The organism is Streptomyces sp. NPDC043952 (genome assembly GCF_056435325.1).
The window spans coordinates 50,284-76,925 of the sequence record NZ_JBWKES010000001.1 but is presented as its reverse complement, the minus strand read 5'-3'; the positions used below and the strand labels follow the sequence as shown (position 1 = coordinate 76,925).

Annotated in this window: 22 protein-coding genes; 9 read left to right on the top strand and 13 right to left on the bottom strand. The window is 72.0% G+C overall.

The window, feature by feature from the left end; genetic code table 11:
• Positions 1-148: 148 nt before the first annotated feature.
• On the bottom strand, positions 149-1,165 hold the full coding sequence (locus tag AC069R_RS00320; protein ID WP_478763215.1) for an aspartate-semialdehyde dehydrogenase: 1,017 nt from the start codon (positions 1,163-1,165) through the stop codon (positions 149-151).
• Between the two features lie 553 nt (positions 1,166-1,718).
• Between AC069R_RS00320 and AC069R_RS00315 the strand changes: the two genes are divergently transcribed.
• Together AC069R_RS00315 and AC069R_RS00310 are read left to right on the top strand one after the other, a co-directional pair.
• The gene (locus AC069R_RS00315; RefSeq protein ID WP_478763214.1) at positions 1,719-3,479 is read left to right on the top strand and encodes a TIGR03767 family metallophosphoesterase; all 1,761 of its coding nucleotides are present in this window, start codon (positions 1,719-1,721) and stop codon (positions 3,477-3,479) included.
• 109 nt (positions 3,480-3,588) lie between these two features.
• Entirely contained in the window at positions 3,589-4,728 is a 1,140-nt protein-coding gene (locus AC069R_RS00310) for a serine hydrolase domain-containing protein (protein ID WP_478763212.1), read from the top strand.
• Between the two features lie 70 nt (positions 4,729-4,798).
• On the opposite strand, the gene AC069R_RS00305 is transcribed toward AC069R_RS00310, so the two are convergent.
• Entirely contained in the window at positions 4,799-5,860 is a 1,062-nt protein-coding gene (locus AC069R_RS00305) for a hypothetical protein (RefSeq protein ID WP_478763210.1), read from the bottom strand.
• Between the two features lie 245 nt (positions 5,861-6,105).
• Entirely contained in the window at positions 6,106-8,676 is a 2,571-nt protein-coding gene (gene pepN, locus AC069R_RS00300; RefSeq protein ID WP_478763208.1) for an aminopeptidase N, read from the bottom strand.
• A gap of 139 nt (positions 8,677-8,815) precedes the next feature.
• On the opposite strand from pepN, the gene AC069R_RS00295 reads away from it, so the two are divergent.
• Positions 8,816-9,472, top strand: a complete 657-nt coding sequence (locus AC069R_RS00295; protein WP_478763206.1) for a mycothiol-dependent nitroreductase Rv2466c family protein — start codon at positions 8,816-8,818, stop codon at positions 9,470-9,472.
• Between the two features lie 157 nt (positions 9,473-9,629).
• On the opposite strand, the gene AC069R_RS00290 is transcribed toward AC069R_RS00295, so the two are convergent.
• On the bottom strand, positions 9,630-10,652 hold the full coding sequence (locus AC069R_RS00290) for a 2-hydroxyacid dehydrogenase (RefSeq protein WP_478763204.1): 1,023 nt from the start codon (positions 10,650-10,652) through the stop codon (positions 9,630-9,632).
• A 215-nt stretch (positions 10,653-10,867) separates the two neighbouring features.
• Positions 10,868-11,515, bottom strand: coding sequence for a superoxide dismutase (locus AC069R_RS00285; RefSeq protein WP_478763203.1), 648 nt, complete (start codon positions 11,513-11,515; stop codon positions 10,868-10,870).
• 107 nt (positions 11,516-11,622) lie between these two features.
• On the opposite strand from AC069R_RS00285, the gene AC069R_RS00280 reads away from it, so the two are divergent.
• Positions 11,623-12,384: an HAD hydrolase family protein gene (locus AC069R_RS00280; protein ID WP_478763201.1), complete on the top strand. Its 762-nt coding sequence runs from the start codon at positions 11,623-11,625 to the stop codon at positions 12,382-12,384.
• 48 nt (positions 12,385-12,432) lie between these two features.
• Here the strand turns inward: AC069R_RS00280 and AC069R_RS00275 are convergent, their stop codons facing one another.
• The 7 genes from AC069R_RS00275 to AC069R_RS00245 form a co-directional block, all read right to left on the bottom strand.
• Positions 12,433-13,818, bottom strand: a complete 1,386-nt coding sequence (locus tag AC069R_RS00275; RefSeq protein WP_478763199.1) for an amino acid permease — start codon at positions 13,816-13,818, stop codon at positions 12,433-12,435.
• 121 nt (positions 13,819-13,939) lie between these two features.
• Positions 13,940-14,854 carry a TauD/TfdA dioxygenase family protein gene (locus tag AC069R_RS00270; protein ID WP_478763197.1) on the bottom strand — a complete coding sequence of 305 codons (915 nt, stop codon included), beginning with the start codon at positions 14,852-14,854 and terminating at the stop codon, positions 13,940-13,942.
• 64 nt (positions 14,855-14,918) lie between these two features.
• Positions 14,919-16,256 carry an LLM class flavin-dependent oxidoreductase gene (locus AC069R_RS00265; protein WP_478763195.1) on the bottom strand — a complete coding sequence of 446 codons (1,338 nt, stop codon included), beginning with the start codon at positions 16,254-16,256 and terminating at the stop codon, positions 14,919-14,921.
• Complete coding sequence (locus AC069R_RS00260; protein ID WP_478763194.1) at positions 16,253-16,993, bottom strand: ABC transporter ATP-binding protein; 741 nt, start codon at positions 16,991-16,993, stop codon at positions 16,253-16,255. The genes AC069R_RS00265 and AC069R_RS00260 overlap by 4 nt, the downstream gene beginning before the upstream one ends.
• Positions 16,969-17,826 (bottom strand): ABC transporter permease, encoded by an 858-nt coding sequence (locus AC069R_RS00255; RefSeq protein ID WP_478763193.1) that lies wholly within the window; start codon positions 17,824-17,826, stop codon positions 16,969-16,971. Before AC069R_RS00255 ends, AC069R_RS00260 begins: the two co-directional genes overlap by 25 nt.
• Complete coding sequence (locus tag AC069R_RS00250; protein WP_478763192.1) at positions 17,823-18,869, bottom strand: ABC transporter substrate-binding protein; 1,047 nt, start codon at positions 18,867-18,869, stop codon at positions 17,823-17,825. The genes AC069R_RS00255 and AC069R_RS00250 overlap by 4 nt, the downstream gene beginning before the upstream one ends.
• Before the next feature lie 242 nt (positions 18,870-19,111).
• Entirely contained in the window at positions 19,112-20,311 is a 1,200-nt protein-coding gene (locus tag AC069R_RS00245) for an ROK family protein (RefSeq protein ID WP_478763190.1), read from the bottom strand.
• Between the two features lie 472 nt (positions 20,312-20,783).
• Here AC069R_RS00245 and AC069R_RS00240 point away from each other — a divergent pair, with 472 nt between their 5' ends.
• Positions 20,784-21,365, top strand: a complete 582-nt coding sequence (locus AC069R_RS00240) for a biotin transporter BioY (protein ID WP_478763188.1) — start codon at positions 20,784-20,786, stop codon at positions 21,363-21,365.
• 222 nt (positions 21,366-21,587) lie between these two features.
• Here AC069R_RS00240 and AC069R_RS00235 read toward each other — a convergent pair whose 3' ends face one another.
• Entirely contained in the window at positions 21,588-23,009 is a 1,422-nt protein-coding gene (locus AC069R_RS00235; RefSeq protein ID WP_478763186.1) for an amino acid permease, read from the bottom strand.
• Positions 23,010-23,324: 315 nt separating this feature from the next.
• Here AC069R_RS00235 and AC069R_RS00230 point away from each other — a divergent pair, with 315 nt between their 5' ends.
• The 4 genes from AC069R_RS00230 to AC069R_RS00215 all read left to right on the top strand — a co-directional run bounded on the left by AC069R_RS00230 (position 23,325) and on the right by AC069R_RS00215 (position 26,618).
• Entirely contained in the window at positions 23,325-23,810 is a 486-nt protein-coding gene (locus AC069R_RS00230; RefSeq protein WP_478763184.1) for a ribose-5-phosphate isomerase, read from the top strand.
• A 224-nt stretch (positions 23,811-24,034) separates the two neighbouring features.
• Positions 24,035-24,844, top strand: coding sequence for an Fpg/Nei family DNA glycosylase (locus tag AC069R_RS00225; RefSeq protein ID WP_478763182.1), 810 nt, complete (start codon positions 24,035-24,037; stop codon positions 24,842-24,844).
• A 125-nt stretch (positions 24,845-24,969) separates the two neighbouring features.
• Positions 24,970-26,148, top strand: coding sequence for a SpoIIE family protein phosphatase (locus AC069R_RS00220; protein WP_478763181.1), 1,179 nt, complete (start codon positions 24,970-24,972; stop codon positions 26,146-26,148).
• A gap of 137 nt (positions 26,149-26,285) precedes the next feature.
• Positions 26,286-26,618: a hypothetical protein gene (locus AC069R_RS00215; RefSeq protein WP_397985943.1), complete on the top strand. Its 333-nt coding sequence runs from the start codon at positions 26,286-26,288 to the stop codon at positions 26,616-26,618.
• Positions 26,619-26,642: the final 24 nt, after the last annotated feature.

Genomic DNA, 26,642 nt, shown 5'->3' with positions numbered 1-26,642 from the left:
TGCGTCCTTTCCCCCTTTGTTTTCGGGTCCCCGTGGGGGCCTGGGGGGGTCGGGGAGGTCGCGGGCCGCGGACGGCCCGACCCGGGAACACGGGCGGGGGGGGGGGGCCCCCCGCCCCCCCCCCGCCCCCCCCTTCGCATGCCCTGGGTCAGGCGGACAGCTCCGCCGCCACCAGCTCCGCGAGCTGCACCGCGTTCAGCGCGGCGCCCTTGCGGAGGTTGTCGTTGGAGACGAACAGCGCGAGGCCGTTGTCCACCGTCTCGTCGCCGCGGATCCGGCCGACGTACGACGGGTCCTGGCCGGCCGCCTGGAGCGGGGTCGGGATGTCGGAGAGGGCGACGCCCGGAGCCTTCGCGAGCAGCTCGGTGGCGCGCTCCGGGGAGATCGGGCGGGCGAACCGGGCGTTGATCTGGAGGGAGTGGCCGGAGAAGACCGGGACGCGCACGCAGGTGCCGGAGACCTTCAGACCGGGGATCTCCAGGATCTTGCGGGACTCGTTGCGCAGCTTCTGCTCCTCGTCGGTCTCGTGCAGACCGTCGTCCACGATCGAGCCGGCCAGCGGGAGCACGTTGAAGGCGATGGGGCGCTTGTAGACCGCGGGCTCGGGGAAGTCGACCGCCGCGCCGTCGTGGGTGAGCTTGTCGGCCTCGGCGGCGACCTTCTGCACCTGGCCGTGCAGCTCCGCCACGCCCGCGAGCCCGGACCCGGACACCGCCTGGTACGTCGCGACGACCAGCGCCTCCAGCCCCGCCTCCTCGTGCAGCGGCTTGAGGACCGGCATCGCGGCCATGGTGGTGCAGTTCGGGTTGGCGATGATGCCCTTGGGGCGGTCGGCGATCGCGTGCGGGTTCACCTCGGCGACGACCAGCGGCACCTCGGGGTCCCGGCGCCACGCCGAGGAGTTGTCGATCACCACGGCGCCCTGCGAGGCGACCTTTTCGGCCAGTGCCCTGGAGGTCGCGCCGCCCGCGGAGAAGAGGACGATGTCGAGGCCGGAGTAGTCGGCGGTCGCCGCGTCCTCCACGGTCACGCCGTCCAGCACCGTCCCGGCCGAGCGGGCCGAGGCGAACAGGCGCAGCTGCGTGACCGGGAAGTCGCGCTCCGCGAGGATCCTGCGCATGACCGTGCCGACCTGACCGGTGGCTCCGACGATTCCGACCCTCACGACGACTCCCTCTGTCCGATTTCTGCCGTGCCCCAGGGATGACCGGGGCGTTTCCATGATGCGGCCGACCCCGGTCCACCTGTCCAATTCTTTGCGACATGTGCCCGAGGAGTGGGACACCACCGGCCGCGGGGACGGTTCCGGGATCCCCGGCGTCCCCTCGGCCGCCCCTGCCCATAGGGGTCGCGCTCATACGACGATGTGACGTATACCTCTGCCGGTCGCGTGCCGTGCGCCTCTGCCGGTCGCGTGCCGTGCGCCTCCGCCGGTCGCGTGACGTGCGCCTCCGCCGACCGCCGTACGGGCCCGCCCATGGACCCGGCCCACGTACCCCGGTAATTGATCGGCAGGCGACCGGTCCCGGACGGTGCGCGGACGAGTCGGTGGCCGGGCCGGGCGCCGCAGATCCACGTACGGTGATCGGCGCCGCGTGTTGCCGTGCCGTTCGCATGGATGCCATCCCCGTTGCCAAAAGTCCTTGGCAAGCGGGGCGTTCGCGTCCGTGACGGCCCGCGGCCACTGCCGACGCGTTCGCACTCGGGGAGATCGCACCATGTCGCGCCTACGCTCTGCCGCCGCCTCCGTCGCCTCCGCCGCGGGGATCGACCGCCGTACCCTCCTCACCGCCGCCGGAGCGGTCTCGCTCGCCGCGGGCGTCGGCTACGCCCTGCGCCCCACCGACAGCGAGGCCGCCACCACCGCCACCGGGCAGGCCCCGGTCGCCCAGTCCCGCCTGGCCACCGCCGCCCCGCTCGCCCCCTACCGCAGGGGCACCACCCTCGCCACCGTCTCCACCCCGCACGGCTCCGGCTACCGGCGCCTCGCCGACGGCCCCGGCTGGCCGCGCGTCATCCGCACCGAGCTGGCCAGGCCCAAGGTGGGCCGGGACAAGCGCCGCCGGGCCCTGGCCGCGTTCGTGCAGTTCACCGACCTGCACCTGCAGGACGTGCAGCACCCGCTGCGCCTGGAGTACCTGCGCGCCGCCCACCAGGACGTCTGGCGCCCGCACGAGGCGCTCACCGTGCCCGGCGCCGTCTCGCTGGTGGAGCGGGTCAACGCGCTGCGCGGCGCCCCCGTCACCGGCACCCCGCTCCAGTTCGTGATGACCACCGGCGACAACACCGACAACAACGCCCGCTCCGAGCTGGAGTGGTTCATGAAGGTGATGAGCGGCGGCCGGATCACCCCCAACACCGGCGACCCGAGACACTACGAGGGCGTGCAGAACAGCGGGCTGCCCCTGTACTGGCAGCCCGAGTCCACCGCCGGGGACGGCGACAAGGCGCTCGGCTTCCCGCACCTGGAGGGCTTCCTCGCCGCCGCGATCCGCGAGGTGCGCAGCCCCGGCCTGAACCTGCCCTGGTACTCCACCGTCGGCAACCACGACGCCCTCCCGCTCGGCTTGTACGGCGCCCACGGCGACCCCTACCTCGCCGAGGCCGCGATCGGCGGCAAGAAGCTGTACAGCGTGAGCGCCGCCGACGCCAAGAAGCTCCAGGACTCCATCTGGAGCGGCAAGGACCCCAGGGGCACCGCCTACCGCGACTTCCTCAAGTCCCACGCCAGCGGCATGCGTTCGGTCACGCCGGACGAGTCGCGCGCCCTGTACACCCCCGACGAGTACCTCAAGGCACACCTCGACCCGGCCTACCAGGGCCACGGTCCGGTGGGCCACGGCTACTCCTCGGCGAACGTGGACGCGGGCACCCAGTACTACGCCTTCCGGATCGCCGAGGACGTCATCGGCATCAGCCTGGACACCACCGACGCCGGCGGCCACTACCAGGGTTCGGTCGGCACCGCGCAGCTGAAGTGGCTGAACAAGACGCTTCAGGACAACAAGGACTCCTACGCCGTCGTCTTCAGCCACCACACCAGCGACTCGATGGTCAACACCCGCCCCGACCCGGCCCGCCCCGACGAGAAGCGGCACACCGGCGCCGAGCTGGTCACGCTGCTGTCCCGGCACGCCAACGTGCTGGCCTGGGTCAACGGGCACAAGCACGAGAACGAGATCACTCCGCACCGCAACGGCGCGGGCCGCTCCTTCTGGGAGATCTCCACCGCCTCGCACATCGACCACCCGCACCTGGCCCGCATCATCGAGCTGGTCGACAACAAGGACGGCACGATCTCCCTGTTCACCACCCTGATCGAGTCCGCCGCCCCGGCCCGCACCGACTTCACCGACCTCTCCCAGACCGGACTCGCCTCCCTCTACCGGGAGTTGGCCTTCAACGCCCCCGGCGCGAAGACGAACCTGGCGGGCGCCCTCGCCGACCGCAACGCGGAACTGGTGCTCCAGAAGGGCTGACATCCGCCGCTCGCCGCTCCAGAAGGGCCGGTATCCGCGCCGGGCCCACGTCCGGGACAGGCCGTACGGGTATCGTCCCCCGACCACACACCACCGGTTGGGGGAAGCCATGCCGCTCCGCACGGCCCTGACGGGCGCCGCCCTGCTGCTGACGGCGGCTCTGGCGACGGCCTTCACGACCCCGGCGGCCCCGGCCCACGCCCCGGCCCACGCCGCGACCCTCGCCGCCGTCGAGGCGGCGGTGCGCTCGGGCGTCCCCGGCGCGACCGTCACCGTCCAGGACGCCCGCGGCACCTGGTCCGCCGCCGCCGGGACCGGCGACCTGCGCACCAACAGGCCCCGTTCACCGGACGACCGTTACCGCGTCGGCAGCCTCACCAAGACCTTCGTCGCCACCGTCCTGCTCCAGCTCGCGGCGGGGTGCCGGCTGTCCCTGGACGACACCGTGGACAGCTGGCTGCCGGGTCTCGTCGCGGGCCACGGGAACGACGGGCGCCGGATCACCCTGCGCCAGCTCCTCGATCACACCAGCGGCATCCCCAGTTACACCGCCGACCCGGACTTCCGCGCCCGGTACCTCACCGAGGAGGGCTTCCAAAAGCACCGCTACGACACGCTCACCCCGCGCCGGCTGGTGGCCGTCGCCCTGCGCCACGCGCCCGACTTCGCGCCGGGTGCCTCCTGGCGGTACTCCAACACGAACTACGTGATCGCCGGGATGGTCATCGAGAAGGCGACGGGACGGTCGTACGCCACCGAGATCACCCGCCGCCTCATCGATCCGCTGCGGCTGACCGCAACTTCCGTACCGACTACGGAGGTCGATGTCCCGCGGCCCGCCGGCCGGGCCTACTCGACGTTCGGCGACGCGACGGGGAAGCCGTACGACGTCACGGAGCTCAACCCCTCCCTCGCCGCCGCCTCCGGCGCGATGATCTCCGACTCGGCCGACCTGGACCGCTTCTACGCCGCCCTGCTCGGCGGCCGGCTGCTGCCCGCCCGCGAACTGGCCGAGATGAAGACCACCGTGGCGGTCGGCACCGCCCCGGACGTCCGCTACGGCCTCGGGCTCATGGACCGGAGACTGTCCTGCGGCGTCCACGTCTGGACCCACACCGGCGACATCCAGGGCTCCACCTCGGTCGCCGCCTCCACCCCCGACGGCCGCCACACGCTGGCACTGAACTTCAACGGCGACTGGGCGGGACACACGGACGCGATCCTGGAGGCCGAGTACTGCGGGCGCTAGCCGGGCGCCCGCCCGCGTGCCCCTTCGTGCCGGGTCGCGCTTGAGCAGCGCGGTCGGCTCCAAGGGCGAACTACCGGGGCAGGACCATCACATACGCGGCGGGCTCGCGGTCGTCCGCCGCCATCAGGGCCGTACGGACCACCGCCGCCTGCTGCTCCATCGCGTCCCTGAGCTTCCTCGGGGTCAGGTGCACGACCGTGATGCCCAGCCGCTCCAGGTGCTCCCGCTTGCGGGCGTGGTGCGACCACTGCGCGTCCTCGTCCGGCCCGCCCTCCGGCCGCCCGTGCCGCGTCCGGGTGTCCAGCTCGACCGCGACGGCCTGGTCCGGCCAGTACGCGTCCAGGGCGCCGAGGCGGGGGCCGCCGGGCAGCCGCAGATCGACGTTCCACAGCGGTTCCGGCAGCCCGTACGCGCGGACCATCCGGTACAGCCGGCCCTCCGCGATCGCGCGGCCCTCCGCCACCAGCGAGTCCACCGCGTCCACCACATGCGGCAGACTCAGCAGCTCGGCACGTGTCAACTCCCGGACGACAGCGGCCGGTTCGCAGTGTCCGCCGCGCACCGCCTCGGTCAGCAGCCGCCGCACCTTTGCCCCGTCCCGCAGCCCGGCCACCGCGTCCGCCAGCGCCCGCGGCACCGGCGCCACCGGCAGTCCGGTCACCGTGACGGGGGCCGGCAGGTCGGCGGTGCGCAGGACGCGGACGTAGCCGGTGGAGCGCAGCCGGCGCTGCCGGGGCACCAGCACGTCGATGTGCTCCAGGTCCGCCGGCGGCGTCTGTGCGAACCCGTGCAGGGCGAGTGCCGCGAGGCCGGTGAGCACCGCGCCGGGGTAGGGCGGGCGGTGCGCGTGCCGCCCGGTCGGCTGCGCCGGGACGCCCGGCGCGGGCTCGCGGGCCGCGTACCGCAGGGCGCCGTGCAGCCGCTCCTCGTCCGTCGGCGGTCCGGGGTGCAACAAGTAGACGTGCGGCAGCAGTTGGGACCAGGGCCCGCCCGGACGGCAGCGTCCGGACAGTTCGGCCGCGGTCACCCCGTGGGCGCGCAGCTGGGCCGTGGTCCGGACCCGCTGCTGGGGCTCGGCGAGCGGGCCGAGGGGACCGAGGGAGCGGGGGGAGAGCGGTGCATTGTGCGTCATGCCCTTCCGATGCCCACCCCTGATCCCCCCGGTAACCGCTGTTACACGGTCGTCGAGGAATGCGGACAAGGTAGTACTAAAGGTCAGGTGTTCGGATGCCGAGAGGACACCGGAAACCCCTGGTCCGCTCGGGTGCGGACCAGGGGTTACGGCCTCGCGCGTACGGGTCCCGTAACGGTCACCGGCCGCCAAAGCTCAGGCCAAAGAACAGGTCAAAGATCAGGTCGAAGCTCGGGGGCCGGGGTTCACCCGGCCTGCCCGTCGCACTCCTGCGCGCGCAGGGCCCGCGCCAGGTCGTCCCGCGCCTCCAGCACCAGCCGCCGCAGCGCCGGCGCCGCGTCCTCGTGGCCCGCGAGCCACGCGTCCGTCGCCGCCAGCGTCTCCGGCCGGTCCTGGTACGCCGGGAACAGCCCGCTGACGATGTCCATGCCGATCTGGATCGAACGCTCCCGCCAGACCCGGTCGATGGCCGCGAAGTACTTCTGCGCGTACGGCGCGGTCAGCTCCCGCTGGGACGGCTGGTCGAAGCCCGCGATCGTGGCCTCCACCAGCGCGTTCGACAGCGTGTCGGACTCCACCACCTGCGCCCACGCCTGCGCCTTGACCGCCGCCGACGGACGGGCCGCCAGGCACCGCACCTGGTGGCGCTTGCCGGACGCCGTGTCGTCGCGGGCCAGCTCGGCGGCGATCACGGACTCGTCGGCGACACCATGGGCGGCCAGCGGCTCCAGGAACGCCCAGCGCAGCTCCTGGTCCACCTCCAGGCCCTCGACCGAGGCCGTGCCGTCCAGCAGCTCCTTCAGCAGCGCGAGGTCCGCTTCGGCCGAGGCCACCGAGGCGAAGAAGCGCGCCCAGGCCAGCTGGTGCTCGCTGCCCGCCCCGGCCGCCCGCAGCTCCCGCAGCGCGCCCTCGGCGAGCAGCTCCCCGCCCGTCTTGCGCCAGTCGGGGGCGGCATAGCGGTCCAGCGCGGTGTGGGTCCACGCGTGCAGCATCTGGAGCACGCCGATGTCCGACTCGCGGCTCGCGAACCGCAGCACCAGGGCGATGAAGTCGCGGGCCGGCAGCAGCGCGTCCCGCGTCATGTTCCACAGCGCCGACCAGCACAGGGCGCGCGCCAGCGGGTCGGTCAGCTCGCCCAGGTGCTCCCGGAGCGTGTCCAGCGAGGCCGCGTCGAAGCGGATCTTGCAGTAGGTGAGGTCGTCGTCGTTGACCAGCACCAGGTCCGGGGCCCCGGCACCGGCGAGCTCCGCCACGACCGTGCGCGGGCCCTGCACGTCCGTCTCCACCCGCGCGTACCGCTCAAGGGCGCCGTCCCCGGTCAGCCGGTACAGGCCCACCGCGATCCGGTGCGGGCGCAGCTCCGGGTGCGACGCGGCGGCCTCCTGGAGCACCGCCAGCTCGGCGACGCGGGAGTCCTCGACGAGCACCTGCGGGGTCAGCGCGTTCACCCCGGCCGTCTGGAGCCAGGCCCGCGACCAGGCCGTCATGTCCCGGCCGCTGGTCTCGCCGAGCACCGACAGCAGATCGCCCAGGCGCGTGTTGCCGTACGCGTGCCGCTTGAAGTAGCGGCGGGCGCCCTCCAGGAACGCGTCCTGCCCGGCGTACGCCACCAGCTGCTTGAGCACCGAGGCGCCCTTGGCGTAGGTGATGCCGTCGAAGTTCAGCTTGGCGTCCTGGAGATCGCGGATGTCCGCGGTGACCGGGTGCGTGGACGGCAGCTGGTCCGCGCGGTACGCCCACGCCTTGCGGCGGTTGGCGAAGGTGATCCACGCGTCCTTGAAGCGGGTCGCGCCCACGTTGGCGAACGTGCCCATGAAGTCCGCGAAGGACTCCTTCAGCCACAGGTCGTCCCACCAGGCCATGGTGACCAGGTCGCCGAACCACATGTGCGCCATCTCGTGCAGGATCACATTGGCACGTGCCTCGTACGACGCCTGCGTCACCTTCCCGCGGAAGATGTACTCCTCGCGGAAGGTCACCAGACCCGGATTCTCCATCGCGCCCAGGTTGTACTCCGGCACGAACGCCTGGTCGTACTTGCCGAACGGGTACGGGTAGTCGAAGTTCTCGTGGAAGAAGTCCAGGCCCTGCTTGGTGACCAGGAAGACGTCGTCGGCGTCGAAGTGCGGCGCGAGCCCCTTGCGGCACATCGCGCCCAGCGGGATCTCCAGCGTCGTACCGTCCGCGAACGTGCGCGAGTAGGTGTCCGTCACATAGTGGTACGGCCCCGCCACCACGCAGGTGATGTACGTCGAGATCGGCTTCGTCTCCGCGAACTTCCATACGCCGTCGGTGAGTTCACCGGCGCCGTTGCTCCACGCCGTCCAGCCCTCGGGCGCGCGCACCTCGAAGCGGAAGGGCGCCTTGAGGTCGGGCTGCTCGAAGTTGGCGAACACCCGCCGGGAGTCGGCCGGTTCGTACTGCGTGTAGAGGTAGACCTCGCCGTCCTCGGGGTCCACGAAGCGGTGCAGGCCCTCGCCGGTGCGGGAGTAGGCGCACTGGGCGTCGACCACCAGCTCGTTCTCCGCGGCCAGGTCCTCCAGCGTGATCCGGGCGCCGTCGAAGACCTCGCTCGGGTCCAGGTCCTTGCCGTTGAGCGACACCGCGGTCACGCTCGGCGCGATCAGGTCGGCGAAGCTGGAGGCGCCCGGCTCGTTGCAGCGGAAGCGGATCGTGGTGACCGAGCGGAAGGTGCGCGGCTCGCCGTCCGCGTCGCCGATGGCCGAGCGGAGGTCCAGGGACACGTCGTAGCCGTCGACGGACAGCAGCGCGGCCCGCTCACGGGCCTCCTCGCGGGAAAGGTTCTCACCGGGCACGGCGGCACTCCCTTGTGATCGCGTGATGGGGGCTGAACAGGACCGATCCTGCCATGTGCTCCTGACGGGAAGCACCGGGGAATGCGCTCCGCGAGGGCGTCGTTGATCCCTGAAGAATCACGTTCCGCTGAGGAGAGCCATGTCCGAGACCGCGTCCCCGTCCGGCAAGACCCCCGTCGACTTCTGGTTCGACCCGCTGTGCCCGTGGGCCTGGATGACCTCCCGCTGGGTCCTGGAGGTGGAGAAGCTCCGCGACATCGAGGTCCGCTGGCACGTCATGAGCCTCGCCGTCCTCAACGAGGACAAGCTGGACACGCTGCCCGAGGAGTACCGGGAGATGCTCGCCGTGCGCGCCTGGCAGGGCGTCCGGGTCGTCACCGCCGCCTGGCAGAAGCACGGCCAGGAGGTCGTCGGCCCGCTGTACACCGCGCTCGGCACCCGCATCCACAACAACGGCGAGGGCGCGACCCTGGAGGCCCTCGCCGGTGCCCTCGCCGACGTCGGGCTGCCCGCCGAGCTGATCGACTACGCCGAGCAGGAGGACTTCGAGTTCGACGCCGAGCTGCGCGCCTCCCACAAGGAGGGCATCGACAAGGTCGGCCAGGAGGTCGGCACCCCGGTCATCGCCGTCCCCGGCGACGACGGCGAGCAGATCGCCTTCTTCGGCCCCGTCGTCACCCCCGCCCCCAAGGGCGAACAGGCCGCCCGCCTCTGGGACGGCACCCTGGCGGTCGCCTCGGTACCGGGCTTCTACGAGATCAAGCGGACGCGGACCCAGGGGCCCATTTTCGACTGACCTCCGCGGACGCGGGAGAGCACGGCATCGACCGGACACGGACGCAGGGACCGGACGGATCGCCTCCGCGTGTGCGCAGAGCGCTGTCGTGATCAACGAGGCAGGGCTTCGCGCGTTGCGCGCGTGAGGCCCTGCCTGCCGTACGCGGTCCCCTCGCTCACGTCAGACAGTGCGCCAGCGCCTCCCCCCGCACCCACCGCCCCACCTCCGCCGCCGCGATCCGCGCCCCCTTCTCCGCCACCGCCCGGCTCGCCCCGCCGACATGCGGCGTCAGCAGCACCCGCTCCCCGACCGTCCGCAACCGCGAGTCCGCCGGCAGCGGCTCGTCCGCATACGTGTCCAGCGCCGCCACCGCCACCCGCCCGTCCTCCAGCGCGTCGCACAGCGCCCCCTCGTCCAGCAGCGCCCCCCGCGCCGCGTTCACCACCACCGCCCCCGGCGGCAGCAGCGCCAGCTCCCGCGCCCCGATCAGCCCCCGCGTCTCCCCGGTGAGCCGGGCATGCAGGCTGATCACCCGCGAGCGCCGCAGCAACTCGTCCAGCGACGCCATCCGCAGCCCGTGCATCTCGCCCCGCGCGTACGGGTCGTAGACCATCACCCGCGCCCCGAGCGCCCCCAGCACCCGCGCCACCCGGCTGCCGACCGCGCCGTACCCGATGAGGCCGACGGGCAGGTCCTCCAATTCCAGGCCGCTGTGTTCGTACGTGTAGTACCTCGAACCGGCCCAACACCCCTGCCCGGCGAGGTGGTCATGGGCCTGCGGGATCCGCCGCAGGGCGGCGAGCAGCAGGCCGACGGTGAACTCGGCCGTCGCCGCGGCCTTGCGGCCGGGCGCGCAGCACACCCGGACCCCGTGGGCGCGGGCCGCCGCGAGGTTGACGTTCACCGGGCGGCCCCGGCAGACCGCGACCAGCCGTAACTCCGGGCGGGCGGCGAGGACCCGTTCGGTGACCGGTGCCAGCTGGGTGACGAGGACGTCCGCGCCGGCGAGGGCCGCGATCAGCTCGTCCTCCGCGCCGCTGGCCTCCTCCACCTCGGCCACCGTGCCGAACGGTTTCTGCGGCCAGCCGAGCGTCAACTCCCGCACATCGCAGTGGGCTTGCCTGGCCAGCGCGGCCGTGATCAGCGAGGGGAGCACGAAGCGGTCGCCGGCGGCCAGTACCCGCACACTGGAGGTCATCACAGGGACACAGGTTGTAATGATCGCCTGAGGGCGTCAATCCCTTTTCGTGTGTGGGGAAAGCGGGGAAACTCCGGACGCGCCCCGCACACGACGGAAGGCCCTCCGTGAGTCACGTCCTCACGGAGGGCCTCCCCTCATCCGCCTGCCGCCGTGAAGGGTGAGAAGACGATCACGAGGCAGGACGCTTCAGCGGCGCGCCGGACGCGCCGGGCTCACGGGGCCAGCAGCAGCGCGTTCGTCCGGGACGCGGCGGCCTCGTAACGGCGGGCCACGTCCTGCCAGTTGACGACCTGCCACATGGCCTCGATGAAGTCGACCTTCTGGTTCTTGTACTGGAGGTAGAAGGCGTGCTCCCAGGCGTCGAAGACCAGGATCGGCGTGGCACCCTGGCCGACGTTGCCCTGGTGGTCGTAGACCTGCTCCACGATCAGCCGCCCGCTCAGCGGCTCGTACGCGAGGACGCCCCAGCCGGAGCCCTGCGTGGTGGCCGCGGCCTTGGTCAGCTGGGCCTTGAACCCGGCGAAGGACCCGAAGGACTCCTTGATCGCGTCGGCGAGGCCGCCCACGCCGTCGGCGGCCAGCGGCTCGCCGCCGCCCTCCTTCGGACCGGTCATGTTCTGCCAGTAGATGCTGTGCAGGATGTGCCCGGACAGGTGGAAGGCCAGGTTCTTCTCCAGGCCGTTGATCGAGCCCCAGGACTCCTTGTCCCGCGCCTCGGCCAGCTGCTCCAGCGTGTCGTTGGCGCCCTTCACATAGGCCGCGTGGTGCTTGTCGTGGTGCAGCTCGATGATCTCGGGGCTGATCACGGGGGCCAGCGCGGAGTAGTCGTAGGGCAGCTCGGGCAGCGTGTAGACGGGCATGGGTGATCCCCTCCGGAACCTTATTGCAAACTGCTTGCAACTACACGCTAGCAACAACAGTGCCGGGGCGACAGGAAGGCTCCCCTTAGTGTCGGTACACTCCCGTGGTGATCACTTCCGGCGCTCGCACCACGGTCTTCGACCTCGACGGCACGCTCTGCTTCGACGGACGGACGATCGACGGCAGGATCCGCGCCGCCCTGGAGACCTGTGAGCGCGCCGGCCACCGGCTGGTCTTCGCCTCCGCCCGGCCGGTCCGCGACCTGCTGCCGGTGCTCGGCGGGGCCTTCCCCGGCGCCACGCTGATCGGCGGCAACGGCAGCCTCGTCGCCGTCGGCGGCAAGGTCCGGGCGCGGGCCGCGTTCGAGCCCGGCGACCTCGGAAAGCTGCTGATCGAGGCCGAGCGGTTCCGCGCGGGCTACCTCGCCGACGGGCCGTGGGACTACGCCTACACCGGCCCGGCGGGTCACCCGATCCTCGACCGCGTCGACCAGGGCCGTCTCGCCCGCCGGGTCGATCTCGCGGGCCTTCCCGCGGTGGTGAAGTTCCTCGTGGTGGAGGCGACCGACATGGCGGCCCTCGCCGAGGCCGGCCGGGTGCTCGGCATGACCGTCAACCACCACCTCGACGAAGAGATCGCCGACTTCGCGCCCGGCACCACGAACAAGTGGGAGGCCCTGACCTCCCTGGGCATCGACCGTTACGACGCCTTCGGCAACGACATCAACGATCTCGACCTGCTGCGCCACGCCCGCCACGCGGTCCGGGTCGGTGGCCACCCGGCCCTGGACGGCATCGCCCACATCACCGTCGCCCCCGACCCTCAGGCCGTCGCCGCCGAGATCACCCGGCTGGCCGCGCGGCCGTAGCGGGCGTACGCGTGCCGGCCGGCCGTAACCGTGTCGTGTGCGTGCGGGTCAGCGCCTGGCGCGCACCCGCTGCCAGGCGTAGCCCGCCGCCGCGAGGACGACCGTCATCGCGCCCGAGGAGTACAGCTGGACGCGGGTGTCGGGCTGCCGCGCCATCAGGACGAACACCGCGGCCATGCCCGCCAGCGCCACCCAGGTGAGGTAGGGGAACGCCCACATCCGCACCACCAGCTTCTCCGGCGCCTCGCGCTCGATGCGGCGGCGCAGCAGCAGCTGGGAGACGGCGATGAAGATCCAGACGACCAGGATCACCGCGCCGATCATGTTCAGCAGCCACGGGAAGACGTCGTCGGGCCGCCAGTAGCTCAGCAGCACGCAGAAGAAACCGACCGCGCAGGAGGTGAGCACGCCGATCCGGGGCACCCCGCCGGACACCCTGGCCAGCACCTTCGGGCCCTGGCCGCGCTGGACCAGCGAGTAGGCGATGCGCGAGGAGCCGTAGATGTTGGCGTTCATCGCGGACAGCAGGGCCACGAACACCACGACGTCCATGAGCCGGCCCGCGCCCGGAATACCGAGGTGGTCCAGGGTCGCCACGTAGGGGCCGCGCGCCACGACCTCCGGGTCGTTCCAGGGCACCAGGGTGACGACGACGGCCATGGAGCCGATGTAGAAGACGGCGATCCGCCACATCGCCGTCTTCACCGCGCGCGCCACGCCCCGCACCGGGTCCTCGGACTCCGCCGCCGCGATGGTGACCGTCTCCAGGCCGCCGTAGGCGAAGACCGAGGCGAGCAGGCCGATGACCAGGCCCTGGCCGCCGTGCGGCAGGAAGTGGTCGAGGTGGGCGGTGCCGGGGGAGTCGGTGCCGGGCAGCACCCCGGAGATGGCGAGCACGCCGAGCACCAGGAACAGCGAGATCGCGCCGACCTTGAGCGCGGCGAACCAGAACTCGAACTCGCCGAAGTTCTTCACCGCGGCCAGGTTCGTGCCCAGGAAGACCAGCATGAACAGGGCGACCCACATCCACTGCGGGCTGCCCGGCACCCAGCCCTGCACGATCTTCGCCGCGCCGATGCCCTCCAGGCCGACCGCGGTGCACAGCAGCACCCAGAACGCCCACCCGGCCGCGAACCCGGCCCAGGGCCCGATCGCCCGCTCGGCGTGCGCGGAGAAGGAGCCGGAGGACGGGTAGGCGGCCGACATCTCGCCGAGCATCCGCATGACCAGCATCACCAGCAGCCCGGACAGGGCGTAGGCGATCACGATGGACGGCCCGGCCGCCGCGATGCCCGCGCCGGATCCGACGAACAGGCCCGCGCCGATCACCCCGCCGAGCGCGATCATCGACAGATGGCGCTGCTTGAGGCCGTGGGAGAGGGCGGGATCGTCCGCGAGGCGTGGCGTGTCCGGGCGGATGGTGCTGGGCGGCATGGGCGCGGCTCTCCCGATGCAATAGGCGGGTAAAAACCAACCCAGTCTGGGCGACCTGTCCGTTCACACGGAGCGGCCGCCCAGTATCCGGACACCCGGCATTCGGAGAGTGAGACTCCGGTTACGCCGCCGCGACCGCGTCCGCGGGCGTGGCCACGGGCGTGTAGTGCGAGGCGTCGCCCTCGATGGAGTAGCTCTCCTTGCCCTCGACGCCGACCGGCACATCACCGGCGACGGTCACCCGGTGCAGCCGGCGCGGCAGGCCGTCGTAGTTGTCGATGGCGTAGTGCTGGGTGATCCGGTTGTCGAACAGGACCAGTTCCCGCTCCGCCCAGCGGTGGCGCAGGATGTTCTCGGGCCGGGTCACGTACGCCTGGAGCAGGTCGAGGATCTTGCGGGACTCGCCGGTGGACAGGCCCACGATCCGCTGGGCGAACCCGCCGACGAACAGCCCGCGCTCCCCGGTCAGCGGGTGCACGCGGACCACCGGGTGGGCGGTGCGGTACGTGATCGAGGTGAACTGGGCGCGGTGGGCGGCCTTCTCCGCGTCGATCTCCTCCTCCGGCACGGCGTAGTCGTAATCGTTGGTGTGCTCGGCCCACAGCGTGTCGGCGAAGCGGCGCAGCGGCTCGGGCAGATCCCGGTAGGCCGCGGCCGCGTTGGCGATCAGGGTCTCGCCGCCGTACGGCGGGATGGTGATCGAACGCAGGGTGCTGGCCTGGGGCGGGTTGAGGACGAAGGTGACGTCGGTGTGCCAGTGGTTGGCGCGGCCCCGCTCGCTGTCCACGGGCAGCACGTTCGGGGCGCCCTCGACGGCGCCGACCGTCGGATGGGCGGTGGTGAGGGCACCGAAGTGCCGGGCGAAGGCCTGCTGGCCCGCGTCGTCCAGACCGTCGGCGGCGAAGACCAGCGCCTTGTGGACGTTCAGCGCCTCGCGGATGCCGGTCACCTCCTCCTCGGTGAGCGGCCGGGTGAGGTCGACGCCCGAGACGCGGGCGCCGATGCGCGCGGTGACCTTGGTGATCTCCAGGGACATGGGGTGGTCCTTTCCGAAGGGGTGGTGCCGGGTCCGCAGGGGGGTGTCAGGCGAAGGCGGGGGTTCAGGCGAAGGCGGGGGAGAGGTACTGGTTGGCGGGGCGTGGCAGGCCGTAGCGCTCGCGCAGGGTGCGCCGGGGGCCGTACTCGGTGCGGAACAGGCCGCGGGCGCGCAGGATCGGTACGACGTGGTCCACGAAGGCGTCCAGGCCCGAGGGCAGCACGGGCGGCATGATGTTGAAGCCGTCGGCCGCGCCGCGTGTGAACCAGGTCTCGATGCGGTCGGCGACCTGCTCGGGCGTCCCGGCGAAGGTCTGGTGCCCGCGCCCGCCGCCGAGCCGGCCGATCAGCTGCCGCACGGTGAGCCGCTCGCGCCGGGCCAGCTCCACCACCAGCGCGTACCGGCTCCTGGCGCCCTCCACGGCGGACTCGGGCGGCAGATCCGCGGGCAGCCGCTTGTCCAGCTCCAGGGAGCCGGGCGCGAGTTGCAGCAGCCCCTCCAGGCGCCGCATCCCGTGCTCGTACACGATGTGGTCCTCCAGGACCTGCTCGTTCGCCCGCGCCTCGGCCTCCGTCGAGCCCAGTACGGGCACGATGCCGGGCAGCACCTTGAGGTGTCCGGGGTCCCTCCCGGCCCGCCCGGTGAGGTCCTTGATGTCGGCGTAGAAGGACTGCGCGTCGGCGAGGGTCTGCTGCGCGGTGAACACCGCCTCCGCGTACCGCGCCGCGAACGCCTTGCCGTCCGCCGAGGAGCCCGCCTGCACCAGCAGCGGGTAACCCTGCGGGGAGCGCGGCACGTTGAGGGCGCCCGCGACCCGGAAGTACGGCCCCTCGTGCCGGGGCGGGTGGATCTTGCCGTCGTCGCCCCAGACGCCGGCCGCCTTGTCGGCGACGATCGTGTCGTCCTCCCAGCTGTCCCACAGCTTCAGCGCCACGTCGAGGAACTCGGCGGCGCGCGCGTACCGTTCGGCGTGCGCGGGCTCGTGGTCGAGCCCGAAGTTGCGGGCCGCCTCCGCGCCCGCGGTGGTGACGATGTTCCAGCCCGCCCGGCCGCCGCTGACGATGTCCAGCGAGGCGAATCTGCGGGCCAGGTTGTAGGGGGAGTTGTAGGAGGTGGAGGCGGTGGCGATCAGGCCGATGTGCTCGGTGGCCGTCGCCAGCGCGGTCAGCAGGGTCAGCGGCTCCAGGGCACCGGCCGGGCGCTGCCCGAGGTTGTTCCACAACTGGGGGCTGTCGGCGAGGAACAGGCTGTCGAAGGTGCCGCGTTCGGCGGTCTGCGCGAGCCGTATGTAGTGCCGCAGGTCGACGTGTGCGTACGGATCGCTCTCCGGGAGCCGCCAGGACGCCTCGTGGTGGCCGGTGCTCATCAGGAACGCGTTCAGGTGGAGTCGGCGGGTGGTCATCGGTGGTCCTCCGTGACACCGAGGGCGGCGAGCAGCCGCTCCCGGTACTCGCCCAGGACCGGCTCCCGGTAGGAGCGCGGGTGGGGACGGTCGATGGTCAGATCGAGGCCGATACGGCCCCGCTCCAGGACGAGGACCCGGTCGGCGAGCACGATCGCCTCGTCCACGTCATGGGTGACGAGCAGCACGGAGGGCCGGTGGCGCTCCCACAGCTCGCGCAGCAGCTGGTGCATCCGGATCCGGGTCAGCGCGTCCAGCGCCCCGAACGGCTCGTCGGCCAGCAGCAGTTCGGGCTCGCGCACCAGGGCGCGGGCGAGCGCGGCGCGCTGTGCCTCGCCGCCGGACAGCTCGCCCGGCCAGGCCCGCTCCCGCCCTTCGAGCCCGACCTCCGCGAGGGCGGCCCGGCCGCGCCGTGCCGCGTCCTTCCCGTCCAGGCCCAGCAGTACGTTGTCCAGCACCCGGCGCCAGGGCAGCAGCCGGGAGTCCTGGAACACCACCGATACCTGCCGGGGCGCCGCGACCTGCCCGGACCCGGCCACCCCGTGATCGAGCCCGGCGACGGCCCGCAGCAGGGTGGACTTCCCGGACCCCGAGTGCCCGAGCAGCGCGGTGAACTGTCCGGCGGGCAGTTCGAGATCGATGCCGTCGAGGATGGTCCGGTCCCCGAACGAGCGGTGCAGGGAGTGCAGTCGGACGGCGGTGGCGGGCCGGGTCAGCTGCTCAGTGTGCGGCGCCATGACAGCACCCTCCGTTCGATCAGACGGACCGCGCTGTCGGAGACCAGGCCGAAGATGCCGTAGATCAGCAGGCCGACGAGGATGGTGTCGGTACGGCCGTAGTTCTGCGCCTGGAACATCATGTAGCCCAGTCCGCTGGTGGCGTTGATCTGCTCCAGGACCACCAGGCCCAGCCAGGAGCCGGTCACCCCGAGCCGCAGCCCGACGAAGAAGCCGGGCAGCGCCCCCGGAATCACCACCTGCCGGACGAAGCCGAGCCTCGACAGGCCCTGCACCTCGGCGAGTTCGACATAGCGGCTGTCGATGCCGGCCAGCGCGGCATGCGTGTTGAGGTAGACCGGGATGTAGACGACGATCGCGATGATGGCGATCTTGAAGGTCTCCCCGATGCCCAGCCACAGGATGAACAGCGGGATCAGGCCGAGGGTCGGGATCGCCCGGTTGAGCTGCACGGTCCCGTCGATCAGCGCCTCCCCGGTGCGGCTGAGCCCGGACACCAGCGCCAGCAGCACCCCGGCGGTCAGCCCGATCGCGAAGCCGTAGGCGGCCCGGCGCAGCGAGGTGAGCACATCGGTGGGCAGCGTGCCGTCGGTCCACAGGTGGCCGAGGGTGCGCAGCACCGTCCAGGGCGCCGGGATCGCGGCCGGGTCGAGCTGTCCGGCGGCCGAGGCGATCGCCCAGGCGGCCAGCACCAGCAGGGGTCCGGCCAGCCGGGCGGCGGGCAGCCGGCGGCCGGGGGAGAGGCGGCGCCGCCGGCGGACCGGGGGCAGCTCCCCGGTCGCGGCGGTGGGCGCGGCGGCCGCCGTGGTGGTCGTGGTCGTCACGGCGGTCACCTCCGGTACTCCTCGGGTACGGCCCGCGCGGCGATCGCCTCGAAGCGGTGGTCGAACAGGTCCGACACCTCGGTCTTCTTCACGAAGCCGCCCTCGGCGAGCAGATCGGCGGTCTCCTGCTCCCACCTGATCGCCTCGTCCCAACTGGGCGGGAACAGTGGCTTGTTGGCGAGCGCGGTGATGGACTTGGCCTGCGCCAGGGTCAGGTTCTGCGTCTTGACGTAGAACTCCTCGTTCCACTGGTCCGGATGCTCGTACTGCCACACCTGGCCCCTGGCCCACTGCGGGATGTACGCGGCGATCGCGGCGGCCTTCGCGGGGTCGTTCAGCGTGGCCTGCGGCGCCCAGAGCAGATTGAGCAGGTCGACCACGTCGGTGGTGACGGTGCGGGCGCCCTTCGCCGCGTACTGCTTGAGGTAGGCGGGCGCCTGGCTGTTGGCGAGCGGGGCCACGTCCACCTGGCCGGACTGGAGGGCGGTCAGGAACTGGTTGCTGGTCAGCGGCACCAGCCTGGCGTCGTCGTACGCGAGGCCCGCCTTCTTCAGGGCCCGCAGCAGCACCACGCCCTGCGCCTGCCCCTGCGAGAAGGCGAGCCGCTTGCCCTTGAAGTCGGCCACGGTGTGGATGTCGCTGCCGGGCCGGGTCGCGAACAGGTAGTTCGGCTTGCGGGTCAGCTCGATCGCCACGATCTTCGCCGCGAGGCCCTGGAACTGCGCCTGGATCGGCGGGATGCCCGCGTTGTTGGCGACGTCCAGCGACCTGGCGCGGAAGGCGTTGATGACATCGGGCCCGGCGCCGATGTTCACCCAGTCGGACACGGTGAACGGCAGCGGCGGGAACTTCCCCAGCCTGAACTGGAGTTGCTCCACGCCCTGGTACGAGGTGATCTTCAGGCTGGTCCCGGTGGGGACCCTGGCCGCGAGGGGCCGGGTGGCGGCGGCGCCGCCGGTGTCGGCGGTGGCCACGCCCTTGGCGCAGCCGTCGAGTCCGGCGACGGCGGCGGACGCGCCCAGCAGGGAGGTGAGGAAGAGACGACGGTGCATGGCAGGTCTCCCGGAGAGAGCCGGTCGGCGAAAAAAACCGGCCAACGGAAACACAAAGAAACACGGAGAAACGCGGGGGAAATACGGAGAAGCCCTGGGAAATTCACGGCAACATGCGCTTCACGCACGGCAGAACGTCAGCAACAGAAGGCGTGACGACCGGATCGACAGCTCGTGAAGGGGCTCATGACCAGCATGTTCCAGGTCCCGAGCGGCCCATGTCAACATTCCGAGTTTCTGAATTAAATACCCTCAGGTGAGGCGCCCAGCGGATCCCGGAACAAGGCGTCGAGCAGCACGGAACCGCCCGCGACCGCGAGCACGGAATCCGGGAAACTCGTCGGCAGCACCGCCGCGGACCGGGAATTGCCGGCCGCCTCCCGCAGCGCGTCGAGGCATTCCTCGAAGTGGATGACCCCCACCTCGGTGACCACGACCGTCTCCGGGTTGAGCACATCGAGCAGCAGCGCCGCCGCCCGTCCCGTCGCCCGTGCCCGCTCCACCAGCAGCCGCCGGGCCACCGCGTCCCCGCCCGCCGCCGCGGCCACCACGCGCATCGGGTTGGCCGAGCCGGTGACCCCGGCCGCCCGCGCCCTGCGGCACAACGTCCGTTCCCCCAGCTCCACCTGGAGGCAGCCGGTACGCCCGCACGGGCACGGCTCGGTGCCGCCCGGCACCGGCAGATGCGCGATGGCGCCGGCCGCGGACCGGGGGCCGTGGTGCACCTCGTCATGGGTGGCGAACGCGGCGTCGACCACATTGCCCACGAACAGATGCAGCACACTCCGGCTGCCGCGGGCCCGCCCGAACAGCCGCTCCCCGTTCACCAGCGCCCGTGCGTGCCCGTCCACCTCGACCGGCAGACCGGTACGGGCGGCGAGCAGGTCCCGCACCGGCACCTCCCGCCAGCCCAGCAGCTCGTGCTCCACCACGGTGCCCGTCGCCCGGTCCACCCAGCCGCCGACGGCGAGTCCGACCCCCAGCGGGCGGCGCCCCGGCGCTTGCGCGAGCAGCGCGGCGATCCCCTCGGCGGCCCGCGCCAGCACCCGCGCGGGATCGGTCCCTTCGTGCTTCAGCTCGCGCCGGGCCAGCACCCGGCCGCGCAGGTCCAGCAGCGCCACCGTGGTGTACGGCACCGCCACATGCACCCCGCCCACCACGAACCGGGCGTCGTCCAGCTCCACCGGCACATGCGGCCGGCCCACCCCGCGCGAACGGCGCGGCACCGGCGACTCCCGGATCAGCCCGAGCCCGGCGAGCCGCGCACAGTGCTCGGTCACCGACGCGGGCGACAGGCCGGTCAGCCGCGCCACCGTACTGCGCGCCACCGGCCCGTGCTCCAGCACGGAGCGCAGCACGACGCTGGCACTGGTGCGCCGCCGGTCGCGGTCGGCGGCGCGCGGTACGGGGGAGACAAGGGTGGAGGCCGCGCTGCGGGGCATGGAGAACCGTCCTCGGGAGCCGGTGCGTCGGAAGACCGGAAAGGACGGGGCGGCGCCAGGAAGGGGCCCGCCCCTATCCCGAGCGACGACAGGTGGCCGTGCCCTGCCGCCGCAGGTCGACATAGCGACGCGACGTGAAATACCGGGCCTGGGCAACCATGCCCCCGAAGCTAGCAAAGCCCTGACCCCCTGCCCACCCCGCGCCCACCGACCGAGACGACCGGGGCCGGCGCACCAGGGGCCACCCCCTCTTTGGTGGATCCCTACAGACCCGCCGCCGACTCCCGGAGTCTGCCGGAGCACCCCACCTCAGTGACCACCGTCACGCCGTACCCGGTGTGAACCGTACTTTTGTGCAGAGCCCACCAAGCTGCCGATCAACCCTTTGTCGAGCGCTGACGGTGATCGCGTTCGGGGCGCCGGTATAGCGTCGCGATGTTCCCACCTGTCCCCTTCTCCCCGCGGAGTCCCCATGAGCACCGCCACCGTCAGCGCCCGTCCGGGTGCCGTCCTCGCCGATCTGCTGCCCGCCTCCCGCGCCCGCGACGCCGCCCTCGTGCTCGGCGGTGCCGCGCTCACCGGGCTCGCCGCCCAGCTCTCGGTGCCCGTGCCCGGCTCCCCGGTGCCGGTGACCGGCCAGACCTTCGCCGCGCTGCTGGTGGGCACCGCCCTCGGCGCCCGCCGCGGCTTCCTCTCCCTCGCCCTGTACACGCTGGCCGGCATGATCGGCGTGCCGTGGTTCGCGGAGGGCGACTCCGGCACCGGCGCGGTCTCCTTCGGCTACGTCCTCGGCATGCTGCTGGCCTCCGCCGTCGTGGGCGCCCTCGCCCGCCGCGGCGCCGACCGCTCCCCGCTGCGCATGGCGGGCACGATGATCCTCGGCTCCGCCGTCATCTACGCCGTCGGCGTGCCGTACCTGGCCCTGGCCGCCCACCTCTCCCTCGGTCAGGCGGTCGCCGCCGGCCTCGTCCCGTTCCTGATCGGCGACGCCCTCAAGGCCGCCCTCGCGATGGGGCTGCTGCCCACCGCGTGGAAGTTCGCGGGCAAGCGCTAGTCGCCGACCGGCACCACGACGGCCGCGGGGGGGGGGGGGGGGGGGGGGGGGGGGGGGGGGGGGGGGGGGGGGGGGGGGGGGGGGGGAGGGGGGGGGGGGGGGGGGAGGTAGTGTCGACAACGCCCCAACCCCCCCCCCCCCCCCCCCCCCCCCCCCCTCCCCCCCCCCCCCCCCCCCCCCCCCCCCCCCCCCCCGCGGCCGTCGTACGTCCCGAGCCGTGGGTCAGCCGATGGAGACCTTGTCCACCGCGGCCTCGGCGGCCGGGGCCGGACGGTCGCCCGTGACCCTCTGCTTGATGAAGGAGATCGCCACCACGATCGCCGCGACGAGCAGCGACAGCAGCACGGTCTCGCGGCCGTCGTGCGCGGTGTCGAACAGCATGTACACCAGGACCGCCACGATCACCGCGGCCGCCGCCCAGGTCAGGTACGGGTACAGCCACATCCGCACGACGAGCTTCTCCGGCGCCTCGCGCTGGATGATCCGGCGCATCCGCAGCTGCGAGAAGCAGATGACCAGCCACACGAACAGGGCCACCGCACCGCTGGAGTTGACCAGGAAGAGGAAGACGGTGTCCGGGAACTCGTAGTTGAAGAAGACCGCCACGAAGCCGAAGACGACCGACGCCAGGATCGCCCACATCGGCACACCGCGCGAGGTGGTACGGGCGAACGCCTTCGGCGCGTCACCGCGCTGGCCCAGCGAGAAGGCCATACGGGAGGCCGTGTAGAGGCCGGAGTTGAGACAGGACAGCACCGCGGTCAGCACGATGACGTTCATGATCTGGCCGGCGTGCGCGATGCCGAGGGAGTTCAGCGCGGCGACGTACGAGCCCTGCTTCACCAGCGAGGCGTCGTTCCACGGCAGCAGCGTGACCACGACGAGGATCGAGCCCAGGTAGAAGACGCCGATACGCCAGATGATGCTGTTGGTGGCCTTGGTGACCGCGCGCTGCGGGTCCTCCGACTCGCCGGCGGCCAGGGTGGCGATCTCGCTGCCCATGAAGGAGAAGACGACCAGCAGCACACCGGTGAGGATCGCGCCCGGACCGTGTGGCAGGAACCCGCCGTGACTGGTGAGGTTCGCGAAGGACGCCTTGTCGGTGTGCGCGCCCGGCAGCACACCGAAGATCGCGAGCAGGCCGACGACGATGAACGCGGCGATCGCCACGACCTTGATGCCGGCGAACCAGAACTCGAACTCGCCGTAGGAACCGACCGAGACGAGGTTCGACGCGGTCAGCACCAGCATCACGATGAGCGCCCAGCCCCACTGCGGCACCGCCGGCACCCAGCCGGCCAGGATCTTCGCGCCGGCCGTTCCCTCGACGGCGAGCACGACGACCCAGAAGAACCAGTACAGCCAGCCGATGGAGAAACCGGCCCAGCGGCCGAGCGCGCGGTCGGCGTGCTCCGAGAAGGAGCCGGAGGACGGGTTGGCGGCGGACATCTCGCCCAGCATGCGCATCACGAGGACGACGAGGGTGCCGACGAGGGCGTAGGACAGCAGAATGCCCGGTCCGGCCGCGGCGATGCCGGAGCTGGAGCCGACGAACAGCCCGGCGCCGATCACACCACCGATGGCGATCATCGTCAGGTGCCGGTTCTTGAGGCCTGCTTGAAGTCCGGAACCAGGAGGGGTCATGGACGGATTCCTTTGCGCCTGTTGAGCGGGGGTTCCCGTACGGAAAACGGGGTGCCGTGTGGGGTCCGGTACGGGATTCGTACGAGCGGTGTACGAGTCGGTCCAGTGAATCCGAGGCGAACGAATTCGGGAACCTCTGAATCCGGATTGTTACTTGAGGTTCCCTTGAGGTTCTATGGTCCTGCTCACATTTGACGACGAACTCCGTAGGTCTCCCGGTGTCGCATGACTCACCCCCGGACGCCTTGACGGACGCCCTCCGGATGCCGTGGACCCCCGGCTGCTGCCCCGATTCCGGCGTGTCACACTCGTGTCATGCGCGTGTACCTCGGCTCCGACCATGCGGGCTTCGAACTCAAGAACCACCTCGTCGAGTGGCTCAAGGCGGCGGGGCACGAGCCCGTCGACTGCGGGCCGCACATCTACGACGCCCAGGACGACTACCCGCCCTTCTGCCTGCGCGCCGCCGAGCGCACGGCCGCCGACCCCGACGCCCTCGGCATCGTGATCGGCGGCTCCGGCAACGGGGAGCAGATCGCCGCGAACAAGGTGAAGGGCGTGCGCGCCGCGCTGGCGTGGAGCGAGGAGACGGCGTCGCTGGGCCGCCAGCACAACAACGCCAACGTGGTGGCCGTCGGCGCGCGGATGCACAGCACCGAGGAGGCGACCAAGTTCGTCGAGACGTTCCTCGCCACGCCGTTCTCCGGTGACGAGCGCCACATCCGCCGCATCGACATGCTGACCGCGTACGAGACCACGGGCGACCTCCCCCCGATCCCCGCCCACCACCCCCAGCAGTAACCCTCCCTTCTCTTCCCCGCGCCCACCCCTCGCCGACCCGCTCGGCGACGGGTGGGTGCCGCGCGTACGGGGCGACAAGGGCGGGCGCCGCCGCAGGACAAGGGCGGGCGCCGCGCGTAGGGGCGGGCGAGGCGCGCCTAGGCTGAGGGGGTGAGGGGCGCCCTCCGGCCGAGCGAGACGGGCGGGTGGGCGGCACGGAAAAGGACAGGAAAGGACGGCCCGCCTTGCCGGAAGGGCACACGATTCACCGGTTGGCGCAGGACTACGCCGCCCGCTTCCAGGGCACCGCCCCCCGCGTCACCAGCCCCCAGGGCAAGTTCTCCGACGCCGCCGCCCTGCTGGACCGCGCCGAGCTGACCGCCACCGAGGCCCACGGCAAACACCTCTTCCTGCGCTTCCGCGACACCGACTGGGTCCACATCCACCTCGGCCTGTTCGGCAAGGTCGGCTTCGGCGACGCCCCCGCGCCCCCGCCCACCGACACCGTCCGGCTCCGGCTCGCGAACGACCTGTCGTACGTCGATCTGCGCGGCCCCACCACCTGCGCCCTGATCACCGGGGACGAGAAGCGCGCCGTCCACGCCCGCCTCGGCCCCGACCCGCTCCGCGAGGACGCCGACCCGGCGGCGGCGTACCGGAAGATCAGCCGCAGCCGCACGACGATCGCCGCCCTGCTCATGGACCAGAAGATCGTGGCCGGCGTCGGCAACGTCTACCGCGCCGAGGTCCTCTTCCGCCACGGCATCGACCCCTACCGCGCGGGCCGCGACCTCAGCCCCGCCGAGTGGGACGCCCTCTGGAGCGACCTCGCCGCCCTGATGCGCGAGGGCGTCCGCCACAACCGGATCGACACCGTACGACCGGAACACACCCCCGAGGCCATGGGCCGCCCGCCGCGCGTCGACGACCACGGCGGCGAGGTCTACGTCTACCGCCGCGCCACCCAGCCTTGCCACATCTGCGGCGACCACATCCGCACCGCCGGCCTCGCCGCCCGCAACCTCTTCTGGTGCCCCACCTGCCAGAAGCACTGACACTCCTTCGGGTGGGTTTACGGAATTCCGGTGCCTGAGCGAACCTGTGAACCCGCGCCCCGCACGGGGGACAAGCAGGACCTCCCGTGCCAAGCGGCCGGTGCGATGGATAGGGTCCCGAACTAATGGCAGCAGGACGAGACACGCGCGCGAAGGCCGACACGCTCACGGCCCGGTGGAAGATGCAGTGGCACCGGGCCCGCGTCGGGCTGCGCAGAAGCGCCGTCGACTACTTCCGCGGCGACGGCCCCGACTGGATCGCCTTCGCCGGCCTGCTGCTCACCGTCCCGCTTTTCGCGGCCATGACCCTGTTCGACTCCGTGTGGTGCTCCCCGGCCCTGCTGGTCCTGCCGATCGTGGCCGGCGGGCTGCTGCTGCGCCCGGCCAGCCTGCTCGGCCTGTACGCGGCCGCGGCCACCGCGCTGATCGTGGAGTCGGTACGCCTGGGCCCGTACACCGAAGGCCCCTCCCGCGTCACACCCGGCGTCGTCCTGGTGGTGGCCGCCTGCGGCTTCTTCGGTCTGCTCACCGCCCAGTTCCGCAGCCGCGTCGGCGTGCCCTGGCGGCGCGGCGGCACCATGCTGTTCGACCTGCGCGAGCGGATCCGGGTGCAGTCCACCCTGCCCAAGCTGCCCCAGGGCTGGCACCACGAGATGGCGCTGCGCCCCGCCGGCGGCCAGTCCTTCTCCGGCGACTTCGTGGTGGCCGCCCGCACCAACGGCGGCCGCACCCTGGAGGTCGTCCTCACCGACGTCTCCGGCAAGGGCATGGACGCCGGCTCCCGCGCCCTGCTGCTGTCCGGCGCGTTCGGCGGACTGCTCGGCTCCCTGCCCCCGCACGCCTTCCTGCCCGCCGCCAACGGCTATCTGCTGCGCCAGGACTGGGAGGAGGGCTTCGCCACCTCCATCCACCTCGTCCTGGACCTCGACTCCGGGGACTACGAGCTGTACTCCGCGGGCCACCCGCCGGGCCTCCAGCTCAGCGCGGGCAGCGGCCGCTGGGAGGAGAAGTCCGCCGAGGGACCGCTCCTCGGGGTCTACGACGGCGCCCAGTTCGACTCCGTCAAGGGCTCGCTGCGCCCCGGTGACGTCCTGATGCTGTTCACCGACGGCCTGGTGGAGACCTCCGACCGGGACATCGTGGAAGGCATCGACCGCCTCACCGGCGAGGCCGACCGCTATGTCGCCGGCGGCTTCCACGGCGCCGCCTGGCACCTCATCGAGGCCGTCGCCAAGGACGTCAACGACGACCGGGCACTGCTGCTGATCTGCCGGCAATCGCCGACCGGGCAGGCGTCCCTCTGAGCCTTTGTCACGGAAGTTCGCTGATCCTGTGACAGCCCGCCCCCTGGGCTCGCCCCCCTCGGGTCCGGGAGTTCATAATCGGATGCGGTATGTGACAGGGCGGTGGTTGCCGTGGGAGTGCGTCCGAGGGAGGCGACATGAAGTTCGACATGGGTGCGCAGACGTTGTCGACGCTGATGCGTGAGTCGCGTGGGTCGAGTCAGGATCTTGGGACGCTGATCCGGCTGTTGGTGCAGGCGGCGGAGCCGTTGGAGGGGAAGTTCAACGGCGCGGGGCGTACGGCGTTCGATCAGTTCAAGGCGCGTGCGGACGGGATCACGAAGGAGTTGAACGGTTCGTTGTCGGCGATCCTGGGCGGTCAGTCGGGGATGGAGGGCGCGTTCGGCTCGGGTGATCAGGAGCAGGGTGAGAACGCGAGGGCGCAGATGGGTGCGGCCAATTTCGACGCGGCGCGGTTCTCGGGCCGCTGAGTTCTTCGGGATGTCCGGTTCTTT

What these genes read in the sequence shown, in the direction of transcription:
- AC069R_RS00250 (WP_478763192.1), bottom strand. Translation starts at nt 18,869, where the DNA reads ATGCACCGTCGTCTCTTCCTCACCTCCCTGCTGGGCGCGTCCGCCGCC.
- AC069R_RS00215 (WP_397985943.1), top strand. Translation starts at nt 26,286, where the DNA reads ATGAAGTTCGACATGGGTGCGCAGACGTTGTCGACGCTGATGCGTGAG.
- AC069R_RS00220 (WP_478763181.1), top strand. Translation starts at nt 24,970, where the DNA reads ATGGCAGCAGGACGAGACACGCGCGCGAAGGCCGACACGCTCACGGCC.
- AC069R_RS00240 (WP_478763188.1), top strand. Translation starts at nt 20,784, where the DNA reads ATGAGCACCGCCACCGTCAGCGCCCGTCCGGGTGCCGTCCTCGCCGAT.
- AC069R_RS00285 (WP_478763203.1), bottom strand. Translation starts at nt 11,515, where the DNA reads ATGCCCGTCTACACGCTGCCCGAGCTGCCCTACGACTACTCCGCGCTG.
- AC069R_RS00235 (WP_478763186.1), bottom strand. Translation starts at nt 23,009, where the DNA reads ATGACCCCTCCTGGTTCCGGACTTCAAGCAGGCCTCAAGAACCGGCAC.
- AC069R_RS00230 (WP_478763184.1), top strand. Translation starts at nt 23,325, where the DNA reads ATGCGCGTGTACCTCGGCTCCGACCATGCGGGCTTCGAACTCAAGAAC.
- AC069R_RS00310 (WP_478763212.1), top strand. Translation starts at nt 3,589, where the DNA reads ATGCCGCTCCGCACGGCCCTGACGGGCGCCGCCCTGCTGCTGACGGCG.
- AC069R_RS00260 (WP_478763194.1), bottom strand. Translation starts at nt 16,993, where the DNA reads ATGGCGCCGCACACTGAGCAGCTGACCCGGCCCGCCACCGCCGTCCGA.
- AC069R_RS00305 (WP_478763210.1), bottom strand. Translation starts at nt 5,860, where the DNA reads ATGACGCACAATGCACCGCTCTCCCCCCGCTCCCTCGGTCCCCTCGGC.
- AC069R_RS00245 (WP_478763190.1), bottom strand. Translation starts at nt 20,311, where the DNA reads ATGCCCCGCAGCGCGGCCTCCACCCTTGTCTCCCCCGTACCGCGCGCC.
- AC069R_RS00265 (WP_478763195.1), bottom strand. Translation starts at nt 16,256, where the DNA reads ATGACCACCCGCCGACTCCACCTGAACGCGTTCCTGATGAGCACCGGC.
- AC069R_RS00270 (WP_478763197.1), bottom strand. Translation starts at nt 14,854, where the DNA reads ATGTCCCTGGAGATCACCAAGGTCACCGCGCGCATCGGCGCCCGCGTC.
- AC069R_RS00275 (WP_478763199.1), bottom strand. Translation starts at nt 13,818, where the DNA reads ATGCCGCCCAGCACCATCCGCCCGGACACGCCACGCCTCGCGGACGAT.
- AC069R_RS00315 (WP_478763214.1), top strand. Translation starts at nt 1,719, where the DNA reads ATGTCGCGCCTACGCTCTGCCGCCGCCTCCGTCGCCTCCGCCGCGGGG.
- AC069R_RS00290 (WP_478763204.1), bottom strand. Translation starts at nt 10,652, where the DNA reads ATGACCTCCAGTGTGCGGGTACTGGCCGCCGGCGACCGCTTCGTGCTC.
- AC069R_RS00295 (WP_478763206.1), top strand. Translation starts at nt 8,816, where the DNA reads ATGTCCGAGACCGCGTCCCCGTCCGGCAAGACCCCCGTCGACTTCTGG.